Genomic DNA, 16,041 nt, shown 5'->3' with positions numbered 1-16,041 from the left:
TTAATGGTAAAAACGCTCAATGTTTAAATAATTGAATACGTTTGCAGTTCGGACTCTCTTGAAACTTTTGAGTAGAGTTTTTCAAAGTTAGATTAAAAAGCATGCAAAATAAGTTCATCAATCGCACTGGCTCTTAATAATAATTCCTGTCAACAATTTGATTTAAAATAATATTGCTAAGCATCTTCTCTCCTATATTAAGGTTAAATAATAAACAATTTAATTAGGCGTTAAAGCAAATGAAGATGATTATTCCAATAACAATCACTAGTTTACTTTTATCTTTTGCAATAAATGCTCAACAAGTAATTAGTGGCGACAAAACCCAAGCCATTATTGAGCAAGGCAATAAGCGACTGGCTGACAACCAACAAGCTCAGCAGTCTGTTAATAATATTGCAGAGCAACGCCAACAGTTAAAAAAACAATTTGTTGATGAGCTGAAACTACTAGACGGTTTAAGTATGTATAACAGCATGCTTGATCGCCAATTAGCTACGCAGCAAAGTGAAATCACTAAATTGAATACCTCTATAAATAACGCGACGTTAATAGAACGTCAGGTACTGCCGCTGCTCGTACGCATGGTCGATGCTATGGAAAGCTTTTTACAACTTGATATACCTTTTCTAGAAGAAGAACGTAATAACAGAGTTCAAGGGCTTAGAGCACTATTGACCGAGTCTGCTATTACGACATCTGAAAAAGCACGACGAGTATTTGAAGCCTACCAAATTGAAAATGAATATGGCTACACTATTGAAGCGTACAAGGGCAGTGTTGAACTGGATAACAATAAATTTGCTGTAGATTTTCTAAGAATTGGCCGAATCGCCCTGCTCTATCGCGACCTTTCTGGTAATAACTTTGGTTTTTGGAACAAGGCAAAAAACGACTGGCAACCTTTAGATGAGAGCCAATACAAACGTCATATCACCAAAGGGTTAAAAATTGCCAAGGAAGAGCTTTCTCCTGAATTGATCACGATTCCACTGCTTAATGTTACGGAGGCAAGATAATGAAAACGTTTATGATTATCGCCTTAACAAGCTGGTTAATTTTCAGTAATTTAAATTTCTCTTTTGCAGCGCAAACAACTAAAAGCACGAACAGCACTGAGAACCCTACGGCAAATAAACCTTTAACACTCGATTTAGATTCACTACTTGAAAAAGTGAAACAGGGTCACCGACAAGACAATGAAAACAACAAAGCTAGACTTGCTTTATTTACTCAAGATAAAGCAGAGCAGCAACGAATATATTCACAAACCAAAGCTGATCGTATAGCTGCGGAACAACTTAGCCAACTAAAAGAACAAGCATTTGAAGACAACGAACAAAAGATCACCCTACTTCAGCAACGCCTTAATGAACGACTAGGTTCACTAAAAGAGCTTTTTGGCGTGCTGCAACTGGTCGCAAGCGACTCTCAAGGACAATTCGATGCGTCACTTGTACAAATTCATTACCCAGAACGAAGTGAGCAGCTTTCACAATTTGCCGAAAAAATGGGGCAAACTACAGAGTTGCCGACTATCGAAGAAATAGAGTTCTTGTGGTATCAGCTACAAAGAGAAATGACTGAAGCCGGTAAAATTACCACCTCCAATCAAACAGTGCTAACTGCCAGCGGTAATGAAGAGCAAATGGAAGTTATGCGTATAGGCACGTTTAATCTAATTGCTAATGGCAAATATTTACAGCGCATTAGTGAAACTGGCCGTATTGTCGAGTTTTCGCGACAGCCTTCAAGTCGTTACATGGTCGGTGCTAAAAAAATAGCAGATGCAAATAATGGTGAATTATTGCCGTTCACCATAGATCCTATTCGCGGCCAGCTTATTGCTATTAAAGGGACCGCACCAGATATGACCCAGCGCCTTAATCAAGGGGGAGAAATTGGTTACATTATTATTGCACTAGGCATTGTAGTGGTATTAACCGCCGTATTTAGACTGCTTTATTTAGTAAAAATAGACCGCAGTATTCAGGCGCAGTTAGAAAATATTGAACAGCCAACCAATAATCCGCTTGGTCACATAATAAAAGTGTATCACCAAAATAAAACAGAAAATGTTGAGTCTATCGAACTAAAACTCGGAGAAGCTGTATTACGCGAAATTCCCAAAGTAAATTGGGGACTTTCATTTTTAAAAATTAGTGCTGCCATCGCGCCTTTAATGGGCTTGCTCGGCACCGTAACCGGCATGATTATTACATTCCAAGCGATTACCTTATTTGGTGCTGGCGATCCAAAACTAATGGCCGGCGGTATTTCTCAAGCCTTAGTAACTACGGTGCTTGGCTTAACAGTTGCTATCCCGACCTTACTACTGCATAACCTAGTTCAAGGTCGCGCTACAAAAATAAACGAGATTCTAGAGCAAGAATCGATAGCACTGATTGCGGTTCATGCTGAACAGGAAAGTCACCATTAAGCGGAGTACACACTGATATGCTTACCTTAATCGATAACATTTTCCCTTGGTTTGGCGACATGCTAGAACTAGGAGGCGACATATTGCTGCTTATTATTATAGTAGCAGCGATTATGTGGGCGTTAATTTTGGAACGTTTGGTGTACTTCAATTACATACTACCTACTCAGCAATCAACCATTATAAAGATTTGGCAACAACGCACTAATAAACTGTCATGGACTTCACAGCATTTACGCAGCTTACTCATTAGTCGTGTTATTCGTTCAAGCCAAACCAACCTAGAACTCATTAAAACCTTAGTTAAAGTTTGCCCGTTACTTGGCTTACTAGGCACAGTAATGGGAATGTTGGAAATTTTTGATGCGCTTGCGATTACTGGTAACAATAGCGCTCGCTCAACCGCAGGTGGTGTTTCCAAAGCTACCGTTTCTACTATGGCTGGCATGGTAGTGGCAATTTCAGGCCTAATGATAAGTAATCATTTAAGTAACAAAGCCGCCTTATTAAGAAATCAGTTACAAAAACGTCTGACCGTGAGCAAAACTGCAGTCACTGCGGTTAAGGAATAATAATGCGTAGATTTATCAATCATAATAACCAAGATCAGGAAGCTAGCGTTGATATCACGCCTATGTTGGACGTGGTGTTTATTATGCTTATTTTCTTTATCGTAACGGCTACCTTTGTCAAACTTTCCGGTATTGAAGTTGATCCACCAAAAGCGTCAACTGCAGTAGTACAAGAAAAAGCTAATATTCTTATTGCTATAGATGAAAACAATAAAATTTGGATAAACCGCCGCGAAGTGGACTTTCGAGCATTAAGACCAAATATCGAACGTTTACACGCTGAAAACCCAAAAGGTTCAGTGGTCATCCAAGCGGATAAAATGTCACGCAATGAAACTTTAATTAAAGTAATGGACGCCTCACGCAGAGCAGGTGTCTATGACATTGCGCTAGCCGCAAGTAATTAAGGATATAAGATGAGCAAATATGCATCAGACATCGTTAGCGTTCGTGATAATGGCTTAATGTTACGCTTTTTGCTGCTACTTATATTTGGCATTGGTATAGCAGGTGCTCTCACATACTTTATGCATGTCCTAATTGAATCTAGCCAACAAGAATTAAACAAATCAACTAGAGCAAATCTACTCGATTTTGTTCGCGTTAAGCGTGATGAAACATCACAAAAGAAAAAGTTAAAACCACAGCGACCAGAAACGCAAGACGCACCACCTGCTCCTCCTAGTCCACAGCAACAGCAAAACAGTTTAGGCGAAACCAGTCTTGCTGTTTCTCTGCCACAAGCAGCCACTAACATTGATGTGGAAATTGGCGCTATTAATATTTCTGCTAGTGATGGCGAGTATTTACCTATCGTAAAAATTGCCCCCGTTTATCCTTTAAAAGCGATGGCTAGTGGGAAAGAAGGCGAATGCACTGTTGAATATATTGTGACAACTAATGGCTCAACCAAAAATGTCAAACCAGTAGAAGGACAATGCCCAGGCATATTTATGCGAGCGTCGATAAACGCCGCGAAAAAGTTTAAATATAAACCTCGAGTCGTTGACGGAAAAGCAATTGAAGTGATGAGCATTCGTAATAAATTTATCTTTAAAATGAGTAAATATGGAGATGAACAGTGAGACTAGTTCATTATGTTTTAATGCTGCTCGTGTTTGTAACGTCTGTAAGCTTTGCCGCGGAAAAGAAAACTTATGCGTTGACCAAACGTACCTATAAAGCCCTCACCGAAGTAAACGAGTTAACTGAACAGAAGGACTATAGCCAAGCGATTTCAAAGTTAAACATTTTACTAGAGAAAAACCTATCAGCTTATGAACATGCACAAACTTGGTTTATTAAAGGCTCAATTTACTATCAACAAGACAAAATTGACCAAGCATATAATGCTTTTGAACAAGTAATTCGTGTTCCTGAAAAGCTATCGGAAGTATTACGTGTTAATGCTTTTCGAACATTAACCCAATTAAGCCTTTCACTCGACAAGCATGAAAAAGCACTAAAATATGGCAAGCAATTGTTACTTGTGTCCAATTCACTCGAAAACGATCATGCCTTACTTGCACAGGCTTTTTATCGTGCCGAACAATATAAGCAAGCGGCAACACATATCACCACATCGCTCAAGATCTCGCGACAAGCGAACAAGGTACCTAAAGAAAATATACTACTGCTACAAAACGCCATTTATTTTGAGTTTGAAGATCATGCCAATATGCTAGAGACTTTGAAAGAACTTACTAAGCATTACCCTAAACCCACCTATTTGCTTTACATGTCCTCAGTCTATGGACAACTGGGTGATATGAAAAACCAAACCATACTCATGGAAACGCTATTTGAAAATGGCAACTTAACCAAAGACAACCAATTGGTTAATTTAGCCAGCCTCTATGTTGCCCAACATGTTCCCCATAAAGGTGCTAAATTGCTTGAAAATGCCATCAATTCAAAGCAGGTAGCGACAACTGAAAATAACTTGTCTATGTTATCGCAAGCTTGGCTATTAGCAGCTGAGAAGGACAAAGCAATTAACGCCATGGGAGAAGCTGCAGCTTTAAGCAAAGATGGAGAACTGTACCTGCGTCAGGCTTACTTATATTTCGATGACTTTAATTGGCAATATGCCAATAACGCTGCAAATAAAGCGATTAACAAAGGCTTTGAGAAAGGTAAACAACTCGCCGAAGCCTACCTTTTAGTTGCAATGTCGCAAACCAACCTAAAAAATTTTGATAAGGCACTAGTCGCCGGTGAAAAGGCATTAAATTTAGCCTCATCTAAAAAGCTTGCAAAACAGTGGCTGCGATATATTCACTCAGAAAAAGACAAGTATGCACAATTGAAGACTTACAAGTGAATCTGTTGCTTAATTGAAATAAAGCTATTGGTTAGCTTAAACAAATTACCCTTACTCTTACGATTACTGGCGCCTCAATATTCAAATAGAGGATATGTTTAAGATGTTTTCTCACCCCATCAGAAGAGCAAAAAGACAAGAATAGTATAAGGAAAATCAACAACCATTCCCAAAGCGAATGTTGATTATTCACACTAGAAATACACTTGAGTTGGATAAAAAACATTCAAAACACTATTATCGTTTTAACTGGTCCCACATCCGATCAGTTAACATAGATAACAATAAAAATACAAAATATTAACAATAATTAAATAAAATCGTGGGGAAATGCATGAATACGATCAGAAGAATCGTAGCATTAGCGGCTGTTTGTTCTGCGCTAATTTCTACATCAGTGTTTGCAAAAGAATACAAAATAATACTAATTCACGGCTTCCAGCCTCAACAGCTAATTTCAGATGGAGATGTAACACAAAGTGGTCAAGCTTACTGGCAAGGTTATTGGAATGCTTTAAGTGATGAACGAATTGATTGGCCATCTTATGAAAGGATCGAGGGAAAAATTGCGACCGACTATGTTTGGCCAAAATTAAAATCATTCTCTCAAAGCAACCTTTGTGAGCCAGGATGTATATTTGTAACCCACTCTACAGGTGATCTAGTCGCTCGATACATTATCGAGAATCAAGCAACGTGGTTAGAAAATGCTGGTCTGTCACCTTTAAATATCGTCGCAACATTTGATATAGCTGGAGCGGGTGGCGGCAGTGAGCTGGCAGACTTAGCAGTAAGCGTTGCACAAAATACAGAAGCTTGGACATTTGCTATTGAAGCAGCGCTTGAAGCTTGGTTAGGGGGTGATTTAACAGATGAAATGGGGGTACTGCATGACTTAAAGGTTAATAATGCCCGTCAACTAGCAGCCCTTCCTGATGCCAGAATACCGCGCTTGCGCTTTGTCGGAGACGCTAGCGATTATTTAGGAGTTACAAGTCCATTTATTCAAGGTAACGATGATGGTGTAGTTGGCAGTCATTCAGCTTGCGGCGGAAATCGCCAAGGACGATACGGCAGCTGTAGCGATCGTATAGATTTTAATGGTAAATCGACAAGTCAAAGTGACGCAGTTTCAGGTTTTATGCCTTATCACTACCCTATGTTAATGAGCGATAAGTATAGCCATGGTTCACTCTTAGAACCTATAAACAAAGGAAAAGTTACTGCTGCAAGTAGTTCTGAACAGCTGATGTTTGGTGAAAACATTTCATTCAATACATACACAACTACATCTGGATGGTGGTTATGGAAAAGCAATTATGTATATGTATCAGGCTCAAATAATGACAGTATGTCCGAGCTAATTTATGCTGCTATGCCAAATTAATCTTTTATTAAACAATGACTAATAAAAGCATATTAAAAAAAGTTGCTGTGGTGATTTGTATCACTGCAGCACTATGGTTTTTATCGCCAACAATGCCACTACAAAAAGTAAAAACGCAAAGTGTAGTTGACAACTCTGTAGTTAAAACCCAAATAGCACCTATTTCTATACACGGTGCCACTCAATCACTAGAAGAACAAAGCCCTTTCAAGAATGTCGCAACTAACGAGACAGCTATTTTAGTTGCTAAAGCTTACGCGGCCGCTTTAAGTTTTCCAGCTTATTCTCAGCCTTTAGCGGAAGATGATTTTGATCGCCTTAATCCGAACTATTTTAATCCACAGACGATCCCCGTCGATGAGTCGGGCAATACATTAACTGCGAGCCTAACCAAGTTTCGCTACACATACCCAGAACCAATTGTAGCAACTATAAGCGGCAAGAATATTTCTAACGCTAGGATAGAGCTGATTGATTTAGCTTCAGAAAATAAAAACATTTTGGCTGTAAGTGATTTCAAACTCAACAGTAATAGCTGGCAAGCAAGTATTGAAGGACTAACTGATTTACCAGAGCAGCTACAGGCAACAGTAGTAGCAGAAGTCAATGAAAATACTGTCACTATGGCTCTTTCACTGAAATATGTTAATGCCGCAGCCATTATGGAAAGTATTGAATCAGTAAAGTCCCGAGATGCAGATATGGTGATCAACGCTCAACTAACCACACGGGAAAAAGGTTTATATCGAGTACGTGCAAATTTATTTGATGCCAATAATTCTCCCATTGCTTACCTTTCTTCACGGCAACGTTTAGAAAAAGGAACTGAATACATTGAACTTAAAGCACACAAATCAGTATTGAATGGACGACAAGCGCCATTTTATCTATCTACTTTTGTAATAGAGTTAATGTCGCCAGCTCCGGGAACACCTAAGAGATATGGTACAAGTAAGGTAGGCAAGTATTTGATAACCGATTTTGCAGTTTCTAGTTTGGACAACGCGCCATATGAATTGTCATTGCAAGAGCAGCAGCGGTTGGAACTTTTGAATAAAATTGCTGATGACGGTTAGTGATTTGCTTAAGTAAAAAGCCGCATTTTGCGGCTTTTTCACTACAACTTTGTAGTCAGATTAATTCTTTGTAGTCAGATTAATTCATCGCTAAACGCAATTTATGATCGCGCTCTTTTGCTACATAAGTAGCCCACTGCTTCGCTGTTTTAGCGACTTTTTCAAACTTTTGAGCTTGTTTAAACGCTGTTATCGCTTGGTGGTAGTCACCTAAATTAAAATAAGACATGCCTAGTGCTAAATGCATATTCCCTTCGTTTTCTAACGCACCTCGTTTAATCGCTGTATTTGCTGACGTGATGGCATCTTGCCATTTTTCAGTATTCAAATACGCTTGAGCCAGCTGCTCATCGAATTTACCATTTTCAGCAATTTCGGCACCTTTATGTAATACAGGAATGGCTTTTTCATCTTCTTTTGCCATCACATAAGCTTGCGCCATTAGTTGAATGCGTTTCTCGTCTGCAACCACAACACCTTTTGCAATCGCATCGTCTAATAACTTGGCAGCTTTATAAGGTAGTTGGTTGAATAAATATAGCTGAGCCAGCATTACAATATCACTTTCTTTAGTAACAAAACCCGCCTGCCATGCAGTCTCCATCGCACCCAGTTGCTTTTTCTCTTCGCCAATTTCACCGTACATACCCGCTAATTGAAGCCAATATTCAGGTTTTTGATATAGTTTCACCAACATTTCCATTACTTGCGTAACTTTCTCTGGCTGTTTCAATTCGTAATAAGCCGCACGTTGCAAAATTAACCAGTTTTCTTTAGGAATTTCATTATTAGTTTGAGCAAGCTCAATTGCACTATTGATATGCGTTAACGCATCATTAAATTTTTTATCTTGATAATACACTTGAGCAAACATTATATGTTGACCAGGTTGCAGTTCTTTGTCGCTATTAGCTTGCCACTGTTTTAAAAAACCTAACGCTTTAGCGTAATCTTGGGTTTGCATCGCTAGCTGTGCCAAGGAATATATCGTCGATAAATATAATGAGTCTGGAATAGCTTCTTGCGCAATAACTTGCTCGAATGCATCAATGGCATTATCGATATCATCATTGCCGTAATACATAAAGCCATAGAAATTCCACATCATAGCTTTTTCATAGCTATTGAGTTGTTCTATACGATCACTCACCTCATCAAGCACCTCAAAACCTGCTATTTTATCGCCAGCATCAGCCAATTCTTGTGCTCTAGCAAGTTGAGAGTAAACACGATTACGCATTGCTGGTACTCGTTTAGATTCTCTTTTCGTTGGCTCTGCTGCATTTGCTTTCGCAATGCCTGCTATGTCGTTTATCATCAGCGGCATACCATACAGTACGCCAGCGGTGAACAGTGATAGAACTAATTTAGATTTGATCATAATTCACTCTCATATTCATGTCTTATATGCATTAGCAATGACTTGGCGCTTAATTAGCGCTTAGCCGTCAATTTGGAAAGTAATTTTGTTTTGCACACCAGCTACTTCCATCGGCGTTCCGTCAACTACTCTCGGTTTGTACTTAAATTTAAGTGCAGCATCCATCGCAGCACGATTAAAGATATCCGCAGGCTCAGCTTCCACAACTTTAGGATCGCGTACCGAGCCATTTGTCGTTACTGTAAATTCAACGATAACGTAGCCTTGAATACCGCGAGATTGCGCGCGACGAGGATAAATAGGCGCAACTTTAACAATTGGTAAGTAGTCTCCGTCGCCACTGTCTAAGCTCAACCCGCCACTTAAACCAGTATCTGCAGCAATATCAGCACTAAACGATGTGCTAATCGCTTCAGCATTAGGGTTAGCTTGCTGCATTTGCGGTTGCTGCATTTGCGGCGGAGGGGCTTGTGGCTTAGACGGTTTCTGTGGTTTACGCTCTTTCTTTTGCACCGTTTCATCTTTCTTTAAACGAATAAAGTCAAGCACATTGCCACGTGGCGGTTCGGTTAACACATCTTTACCGCCGGTAATTAACATTTGCATGCCCCACAACAAGACAAAAGTGACACTAACGGCTAGTACAAGGCCAATAGCGTAACGCGCCATGGGATTGTTTGAAGCAATAGGAGCTAGAGTACTAGACATCATTTATGCCTCTTGTGCCGCTATAGATACGTCAAATACGCCAGCAGCACGTGCCGAATCCATTACTTTGATTAACACATCAGTTGTTGCTTTTTTGTCGGCTTGAATAACTACCGTACCCTGTGGGTTTTCAGCTTTTAAGCGCTCTATATTTGCTTGTACTGCACGCTCATCAACACGACGTTTGTTAATCCAAATCTCTCCTTTATCGCTAATCGCTACTAAGATATTGGCGCGCTCTTTTTTCACTGCTGTTGCCGCGTCTGGACGATTAACTTCTATACCTGCTTCTTTGACAAATGAAGCGGTAACAATGAAGAAGATAAGTAGAATAAACACAACATCTAGCATTGGCGTCATGTTAATTTCTTCTGCTTCTTCTTGTTCTTGTAAAACTTTTGCTAATTGAGAACGCATTGTGCTTTCCTCATTTAATTTCTAAATTCAGTTTTATGAATTAGCCGCCTAATAGCGTTAATCCATTAATAAACTATCTTCTAACTGCTCGGTCCGGCGCTTAGTTTTTCGCTGGAAATACGTCACTAGGAATACGCCAGAAAGTGAGCCAACCATGCCTGCCATCGTTGGTATGGTTGCTCTCGAAACACCTGATGCCATTGAACGAGCATTACCACTGCCTGAAATTGCCATCACATCAAACACTTGAATCATGCCGGTTACCGTACCTAACAATCCAAGTAATGGACATAACACAACTAAGCTTTGAATTAACGCGACATTATGATTTAACATCTGCGTTAGTCGTGAAACCTGTGCGGTTCGAATCTGCTCTGCGTTCCAAGAACTTTTGTCTGTTCTTGCATTCCAGTTGGCGATAACACTATTTTTAATGCCGTTATAGCTTTTTAGGAAAAACACCAAACGTTCGAAAATCAGCAGCCACATTAGACAGATTACACCGGCAATCACCGTTAACACTTGACCACCAGTATCTAAGAACGCGCTGATGCTATTCATCATTTCGATGAATACAATCATTTTTACGCTCCTTGCTCTGCACGCTCAGCAACAATGCCTGCACTTTGCTGTTGCAAAATATTAATAATGCCGCGGCTACGTGTTGTTAAAATGGTAGAGATAAACACCATTGGAATTGCGACGACTAAGCCTAGAACTGTAGTTACAAGGGCTTGAGAAATACCACCAGCCATTAACTTAGGATCACCTGTACCGAATAAAGTAATCGCTTGGAAAGTATTAATCATACCGGTAACCGTACCTAATAAGCCGATTAGTGGTGCAACAACCGAGATAATCTTAATCATGGTCAAACGTGATGTCAGCTTAGGTACTTCTCGTAATATGCGCTCTGACAATTTAAGCTCTAATGTTTCTACGTCTACATCTTTGTACTTATCTTTGGCTTGTAATACACGACCTAATGGATTGTCATCTGATGGCGTAGAGGCTTTAAGTTGACGGTTTACTTTATTACCCACTAAGAACAAGCTAACAAAGCGCTCTAAAGCAATAAGTAACCCGATAGCACCGATTGCTAAAATGACGTAACCAACAGGGCCACCTTGATCAACACGCTCTTGTGTATCTGGCGCTTGAACTAACAAACTTAAAATTGAGCCACCTGTTGGGTCTAGTGCAAATGCGACTTGTTGGTTGCTTGCAGCAGTCATATCACCTGCTGTACCTAAGTAACGACTTGAAGGCTGACGAATAAGCTCAGCAACACTGCCTGTTTCGCTAATAAACTCTAGGTATTTACCATTGGCAACTAAGTTGAAATTACCAATTCGTGTCACTGTCGCATTTTGCTTAGAGCCATCTGCAAGTACCACTTCGCGATCAAAGCGTGTCACTTTGGCGCTTTCGGTCATTTCACGCTGTAATTCAAACCAAATTTTTTCAATTTCTTCTATTGATGCAAGCTTTGAAGATGAACCCATAGATTGGGCGAATTCATCTAAAAATGTTTCTCGACCTGGAATTTGTGCCGATATTACCGAGTTTTGAAATTTACTTTTTGTGTCGCCAGCAACTTGTTGCAACACACCAAATAGCTCTTTTAATTCACCTAAACGTTTGTTTAGCGCGTCCTGACGGTTAGCAATAGCAATTTCATTGTCTTGGAACTTTGCTTCTAGTTCAGTACTTAGTTTAATTTGACCATCACGCTGACCTATCGCTTGCTTTAATAATTGGTCTTGCTCAGACTTTCTTGAGATAAAGTCAGCTTCACGTTGTTTGTTTTGCTGAGTTTGTGCCACTTTACCTTGGGCAAGTTGGTCAAGTAATTGATCAAGACTAGCTGCTTCTTGTGCGTTGGCTGCGAAAGCTGTAGAAGTTAAAGCAACAACTGTTAATAAAGTTGAGATGTATTTTTTGAACGTATTCATAATGAATAAGACTCCAAGATTATTCAGAAACGTTAACTGGAACAACAACTAAATCAGGTGCTAGTTGTTTACGGGCAATGCGAAGTGCCTTGTTGATATCTGTGCGGTAACTCGCATCCAAATCATCCCAAGACTTTGTTGCAGTATTCCAAGACCCCATTTTGGAACCGTCACGTGTTTGATAGATGAATGCAACACGGCCAATACGTAGAAAATCAACATCCATTTCCCTACCTTCTAACAATAGTAAGTCGCTGTATGCTTCAATAGTTCTGCCATAATCAACTTCTACTTGATAAGCTTCCATAACACGGCGAAACTTTTCAGAAGCTGCAATATCTGCACGCTCCATCATCGACTTTAAACCTTCAACACGTTTGTTTCTTTCTTCAGGTAAAAAAGGGACATCTAACGCAACAAATGCGGCCAAAGTATCAATCATTCGAGCCATTAGTGGCGAAACTTGGCGTTCAATAATACTGACTTGTTCCATTGACGTAACCAAATCGCTCAGCTCAATTAACTGATTATCGATTTGCTTATTCATTTGTCCGTTATAAACAGATAAGCCATCAATTTCCTTATTAATTGCTTTAAACTGTTGTAGCTTGCTTTGAATTTGATCGGCAATTTTGTCAATTTTTTGCTGCGACTGCCCAGCTGAACGATTGATTTCTTGTCCCGCCTGCACGACTTCATCAAGCTGTTGTTGGGATTGTACCGCCATTGCTGATGAAGCCATCCCTATTACGCCTATACTCGTCATGCCGAAAAAAATCCCAGCTTGCGCCAGTTTTGACAATTTCATAAGTAAACCTTAAATAATTTAAAATAAAAGCAGCTCCTAAGTGGATATTTCACCAAGAGCATATGCTGTTCTAAAATGTTGAGGCAAATTCTAGTCAGAATTTGTGACAGTTATGTTTCCGCAATATTTCAACTTTATTAAATTACAAAAAAGTGACGTTTTTCTTACGCTTATAAAATTAAATTCATAAAAACGTTATGTTTCTCTTTTGCAGTTGAAATAAAAAGCGTAATTGAACTAAATGAAGAAAACGTTATCGAATGATTGCGCATCAATTAGGAACTTAAACAGAAGGACGTTTATTCAATGAAACAATTGCAAAGTCTATTGTTGGTTATTTTTTCACTAATTTTGCTGTCTGCTTGTAGCTCTATGTCATTAACTGGCATGTACAAGCTTAGTCAGATGGATCCTTTAACAACCGATCCGTCACAAATTAAAGTGGCAATCAAAACAGACCAATCAATTAAAGTTAAAAATGGCAACGCACAAATTAAGTTTAAATACGACAGTGACGACGGCTCGGTCAAAATAGATGATTTATTTTATGTCGCGATTAGCCATAACGATAGAGGTGCAATAATGCTGTTCGACGATGTTATCGCTACAGATATGGTAACAGTACTGTCATTAACAGAAAAAGACGCTAAAAAGTTTCAAGAAAATCAAAAAATCATTATTGCTCACAAAGCAAAAGATATGAAAGGAACAGGAAGTTTAGGCATCGAGCTAGATGACTTTTGTCTTCCAGATCCACTACCTGAACGTGACTTAATCGTAGATGTCTATCTACAGACCGACGACAGAGATGGTTATTTTAAATTTTTGAGTGGTATCGATATCAAAGAAGAAGCTGAAAATGCAGAAAATAGCGAAGAGTTAAATTGCGAAAGCTAAGTAAAATCACTATTAATTGTTGTCGAATTAGCGCTTATCCCTGTTAAATAAATAAGCGCTAGTCGTTTAGTTATACTAGTTTGATTGTCGCCACCAACTAACACTTTGTTTAGGTGATTTCATTTCAAACAATTCACCAAAGACTGGCGTAGCTAGTGTTACGCCATTTTGCTTAGCGCTAATTTCTACTCTGTCGAGCGGCTCATACCAGTCGTGTAATGCTAAATCAAACGTCGCATTGTGAATAGGGGTCATTACCATACCTTTTAAGTCAATATGCGCCTGAACACTTTCTTCTGGCAGCATATGAATATCGGCCCACAGTTTATTGTACGCACCTGCCTCAACGAAAGTTAAATCGAAAGGGCCATATTTTTCACCGATTTCAGCAAATCCAGAAAAATATCCGCTATCGCCACTGAAATAAACATTTAGGTCGTCAGTTCTGATTACCCAGCTTGCCCATAGTGTTTCATCTCGATCAGTTAGACCTCTGCCAGAAAAGTGCTGGGTAGGCGTAGCAATATATTCCACGCCATTCACCTGGGTTGATTGCCACCAATTTAACTCCGAAATTTTTGAAGGTTCAACTCCCCACTTTTGCAAATAAGTCCCAACATTAAGCGGCACGATAAAATGGCCAACTTTATTATTAAGTTGCTTAATCGAGTTTTTATCTAAATGATCGTAGTGATCATGACTAATCACCACAACGTCAATATGCTCAAGCTCATCTATTGAAATAGGAGATTTATGAAATCGCTTTGGTCCTGCCCATTGTACGGGAGAAGCTCTTTCGCTAAACACAGGATCAAGCAAAATTAATTGCTCATTAATTTTCATCAGTATCGTTGAGTGACCAAGTTTTGCGGCACTATTGTTTTTAGCTGCTTGAATTTCCGCAAAGCTTAATGGCTTTATTGGCAAGGCATCAATTGGCACAGGAGCCGCTCGCTCTACGCTGATATACTCTTTGAGTATCTTCCAGATATTCCTTAAATCGGTCTTATATTCAAATTCTGTATTCTTAAATACTTGAGCGCTCTGCTGCTCGCTATTACATCCACTTAATAAAGAAATAGCCATTAATGCTCCTATTAAAAATTTTCCGCCATTGTTCATCATCATCACAACCACAAAGTAAACTACCCGGTGCAGTTTACTTATTTGATATTGAAAAGTAAACTACTCAGTGTAAAATGAATAAGTGGTTGTTTGAAAATGAGAGATAAATGGCACTATCAAGAAGCGAGCAAAAGCGGTTAGATATTATTAACGCAGCTAAATTAGTGTTTAAAGAAAACGGCGTGCAAGCGACCAGTATGGATAAACTGGCAGAAGTGGCGAACGTGTCTAAACGAACCGTTTATAACCACTTTAAAACCAAAGAAGAATTAGTCATGCACTTAGTTAAGGAGCTATGGCAAAAAGCCATGCTAAGTAGCGAAGATGATTACGACAAAACAGCGCCTTTAGCACCACAACTCACCAAGATATTGATGAAAGAAATTTCGTTGATGAATAGCCCTGATTACATCGATTTATCTCGTGTTGCCATGGGGCACTTTTTATTTCAGCCGGAAGCTTTACAAGTGGAAATAGAGAAGTTTTCAAAACAAGAAACCTCGCTTCAACTTTGGTTAGAAAATGCAACTAACGACGGATTACTTACTGTTAAAAATATCGAACTTGCTGTTCAACAATTACATGGCTTAATTAAAGGCAGCTGTTTTTGGCCGCAGTTGTTAGGCTTGTGCCCTTTGCTTTCTGAACAAGAACAAATTAATTTAGCCGATGAGTCGGTAGCCATGTTTTTGGCTAGATACGCCAATTCGTAGTTATTGTAGATAATACCTGGCGATACTGGCAACCGGTATATTCTTCTTCTGATAGGCTGTTAAGAACGAAGAATGGACTGTCATTCTCTAGCTAATCTAGGGAGTGCTTTTCTAATACCAGCCAAGATGTTGCTCCAACCAATACGCTTTTTCCAAAGTTTTCCGTCGACAAAAACTTTATAACAATCGATCCGATCAGTTTTATACAGTTCAAGTTTATGAGTAATTGGTTCACCACT

General features: G+C 39.3%; 17 protein-coding genes. 10 read left to right on the top strand and 7 right to left on the bottom strand.

The genetic code is table 11. The features are described 5' to 3' along the window. Positions 1–239: 239 nt before the first annotated feature. From HII17_RS14865 to HII17_RS14830, 8 genes are all read left to right on the top strand, one after another. Positions 240–1,019 carry a DUF3450 domain-containing protein gene (locus tag HII17_RS14865; RefSeq protein WP_169076160.1) on the top strand — a complete coding sequence of 260 codons (780 nt, stop codon included), beginning with the start codon at positions 240–242 and terminating at the stop codon, positions 1,017–1,019. After that, on the top strand, positions 1,019–2,440 hold the full coding sequence (locus HII17_RS14860) for a MotA/TolQ/ExbB proton channel family protein (protein WP_169076159.1): 1,422 nt from the start codon (positions 1,019–1,021) through the stop codon (positions 2,438–2,440). The genes HII17_RS14865 and HII17_RS14860 overlap by 1 nt, the downstream gene beginning before the upstream one ends. Positions 2,441–2,457: 17 nt before the next feature. Beyond that, complete coding sequence (locus HII17_RS14855) at positions 2,458–3,012, top strand: MotA/TolQ/ExbB proton channel family protein (protein ID WP_169076158.1); 555 nt, start codon at positions 2,458–2,460, stop codon at positions 3,010–3,012. Positions 3,013–3,014: 2 nt separating this feature from the next. After that, on the top strand, positions 3,015–3,419 hold the full coding sequence (locus HII17_RS14850; RefSeq protein ID WP_169076157.1) for an ExbD/TolR family protein: 405 nt from the start codon (positions 3,015–3,017) through the stop codon (positions 3,417–3,419). 9 nt (positions 3,420–3,428) lie between these two features. Next, entirely contained in the window at positions 3,429–4,097 is a 669-nt protein-coding gene (locus HII17_RS14845) for an energy transducer TonB (RefSeq protein WP_169076156.1), read from the top strand. Continuing rightward, the gene (locus tag HII17_RS14840) at positions 4,094–5,335 is read left to right on the top strand and encodes a tetratricopeptide repeat protein (protein WP_169076155.1); all 1,242 of its coding nucleotides are present in this window, start codon (positions 4,094–4,096) and stop codon (positions 5,333–5,335) included. Before HII17_RS14845 ends, HII17_RS14840 begins: the two co-directional genes overlap by 4 nt. A gap of 334 nt (positions 5,336–5,669) precedes the next feature. After that, on the top strand, positions 5,670–6,722 hold the full coding sequence (locus HII17_RS14835; RefSeq protein ID WP_169076154.1) for a hypothetical protein: 1,053 nt from the start codon (positions 5,670–5,672) through the stop codon (positions 6,720–6,722). A 14-nt stretch (positions 6,723–6,736) separates the two neighbouring features. Beyond that, on the top strand, positions 6,737–7,798 hold the full coding sequence (locus tag HII17_RS14830; protein ID WP_169076153.1) for a hypothetical protein: 1,062 nt from the start codon (positions 6,737–6,739) through the stop codon (positions 7,796–7,798). 79 nt (positions 7,799–7,877) lie between these two features. On the opposite strand, the gene HII17_RS14825 is transcribed toward HII17_RS14830, so the two are convergent. The 6 genes from HII17_RS14825 to HII17_RS14800 are packed head-to-tail and all read right to left on the bottom strand — an operon-like array spanning position 7,878 to position 13,001. Beyond that, entirely contained in the window at positions 7,878–9,179 is a 1,302-nt protein-coding gene (locus HII17_RS14825) for a tetratricopeptide repeat protein (RefSeq protein WP_169076152.1), read from the bottom strand. Positions 9,180–9,239: 60 nt separating this feature from the next. Beyond that, the gene (locus HII17_RS14820) at positions 9,240–9,848 is read right to left on the bottom strand and encodes an energy transducer TonB (RefSeq protein WP_169076332.1); all 609 of its coding nucleotides are present in this window, start codon (positions 9,846–9,848) and stop codon (positions 9,240–9,242) included. Between the two features lie 42 nt (positions 9,849–9,890). After that, the gene (locus tag HII17_RS14815) at positions 9,891–10,304 is read right to left on the bottom strand and encodes an ExbD/TolR family protein (protein WP_169076151.1); all 414 of its coding nucleotides are present in this window, start codon (positions 10,302–10,304) and stop codon (positions 9,891–9,893) included. A 57-nt stretch (positions 10,305–10,361) separates the two neighbouring features. Next, positions 10,362–10,886, bottom strand: a complete 525-nt coding sequence (locus tag HII17_RS14810; RefSeq protein ID WP_169076150.1) for a MotA/TolQ/ExbB proton channel family protein — start codon at positions 10,884–10,886, stop codon at positions 10,362–10,364. Positions 10,887–10,888: 2 nt separating this feature from the next. Then, complete coding sequence (locus tag HII17_RS14805; RefSeq protein WP_169076149.1) at positions 10,889–12,259, bottom strand: MotA/TolQ/ExbB proton channel family protein; 1,371 nt, start codon at positions 12,257–12,259, stop codon at positions 10,889–10,891. A gap of 19 nt (positions 12,260–12,278) precedes the next feature. Then, a complete protein-coding gene (locus tag HII17_RS14800; RefSeq protein ID WP_408033892.1) occupies positions 12,279–13,001 on the bottom strand; it encodes a DUF3450 domain-containing protein in 723 nt (240 codons plus the stop codon). A 372-nt stretch (positions 13,002–13,373) separates the two neighbouring features. On the opposite strand from HII17_RS14800, the gene HII17_RS14795 reads away from it, so the two are divergent. Then, on the top strand, positions 13,374–13,964 hold the full coding sequence (locus tag HII17_RS14795; RefSeq protein WP_169076147.1) for a hypothetical protein: 591 nt from the start codon (positions 13,374–13,376) through the stop codon (positions 13,962–13,964). 75 nt (positions 13,965–14,039) lie between these two features. Here HII17_RS14795 and HII17_RS14790 read toward each other — a convergent pair whose 3' ends face one another. Next, positions 14,040–15,050, bottom strand: coding sequence for an MBL fold metallo-hydrolase (locus HII17_RS14790; RefSeq protein ID WP_235938843.1), 1,011 nt, complete (start codon positions 15,048–15,050; stop codon positions 14,040–14,042). A 146-nt stretch (positions 15,051–15,196) separates the two neighbouring features. On the opposite strand from HII17_RS14790, the gene HII17_RS14785 reads away from it, so the two are divergent. After that, positions 15,197–15,802 carry a TetR/AcrR family transcriptional regulator gene (locus tag HII17_RS14785; protein WP_169076145.1) on the top strand — a complete coding sequence of 202 codons (606 nt, stop codon included), beginning with the start codon at positions 15,197–15,199 and terminating at the stop codon, positions 15,800–15,802. Positions 15,803–16,041 lie beyond the last annotated feature (239 nt).

It is taken from the genome of Thalassotalea algicola, from assembly GCF_012932965.1.
Classification (GTDB): Bacteria; Pseudomonadota; Gammaproteobacteria; order Enterobacterales; family Alteromonadaceae; genus Thalassotalea_F; species Thalassotalea_F algicola.
The sequence above is the reverse complement of the archived record's forward strand: the minus strand, read 5'-3'. Positions and strand labels throughout refer to the sequence as shown.

Coding starts and splice junctions, on each gene's coding strand:
- HII17_RS14795 (WP_169076147.1), top strand. CDS start 13,374: ATGAAACAATTGCAAAGTCTATTGTTGGTTATTTTTTCACTAATTTTG.
- HII17_RS14790 (WP_235938843.1), bottom strand. CDS start 15,050: ATGGCTATTTCTTTATTAAGTGGATGTAATAGCGAGCAGCAGAGCGCT.
- HII17_RS14825 (WP_169076152.1), bottom strand. CDS start 9,179: ATGATCAAATCTAAATTAGTTCTATCACTGTTCACCGCTGGCGTACTG.
- HII17_RS14815 (WP_169076151.1), bottom strand. CDS start 10,304: ATGCGTTCTCAATTAGCAAAAGTTTTACAAGAACAAGAAGAAGCAGAA.
- HII17_RS14865 (WP_169076160.1), top strand. CDS start 240: ATGAAGATGATTATTCCAATAACAATCACTAGTTTACTTTTATCTTTT.
- HII17_RS14835 (WP_169076154.1), top strand. CDS start 5,670: ATGAATACGATCAGAAGAATCGTAGCATTAGCGGCTGTTTGTTCTGCG.
- HII17_RS14800 (WP_408033892.1), bottom strand. CDS start 13,001: ATGGCTTCATCAGCAATGGCGGTACAATCCCAACAACAGCTTGATGAA.
- HII17_RS14845 (WP_169076156.1), top strand. CDS start 3,429: ATGAGCAAATATGCATCAGACATCGTTAGCGTTCGTGATAATGGCTTA.
- HII17_RS14855 (WP_169076158.1), top strand. CDS start 2,458: ATGCTTACCTTAATCGATAACATTTTCCCTTGGTTTGGCGACATGCTA.
- HII17_RS14860 (WP_169076159.1), top strand. CDS start 1,019: ATGAAAACGTTTATGATTATCGCCTTAACAAGCTGGTTAATTTTCAGT.
- HII17_RS14805 (WP_169076149.1), bottom strand. CDS start 12,259: ATGAATACGTTCAAAAAATACATCTCAACTTTATTAACAGTTGTTGCT.
- HII17_RS14785 (WP_169076145.1), top strand. CDS start 15,197: ATGGCACTATCAAGAAGCGAGCAAAAGCGGTTAGATATTATTAACGCA.
- HII17_RS14810 (WP_169076150.1), bottom strand. CDS start 10,886: ATGATTGTATTCATCGAAATGATGAATAGCATCAGCGCGTTCTTAGAT.
- HII17_RS14850 (WP_169076157.1), top strand. CDS start 3,015: ATGCGTAGATTTATCAATCATAATAACCAAGATCAGGAAGCTAGCGTT.
- HII17_RS14820 (WP_169076332.1), bottom strand. CDS start 9,848: ATGGCGCGTTACGCTATTGGCCTTGTACTAGCCGTTAGTGTCACTTTT.
- HII17_RS14830 (WP_169076153.1), top strand. CDS start 6,737: ATGACTAATAAAAGCATATTAAAAAAAGTTGCTGTGGTGATTTGTATC.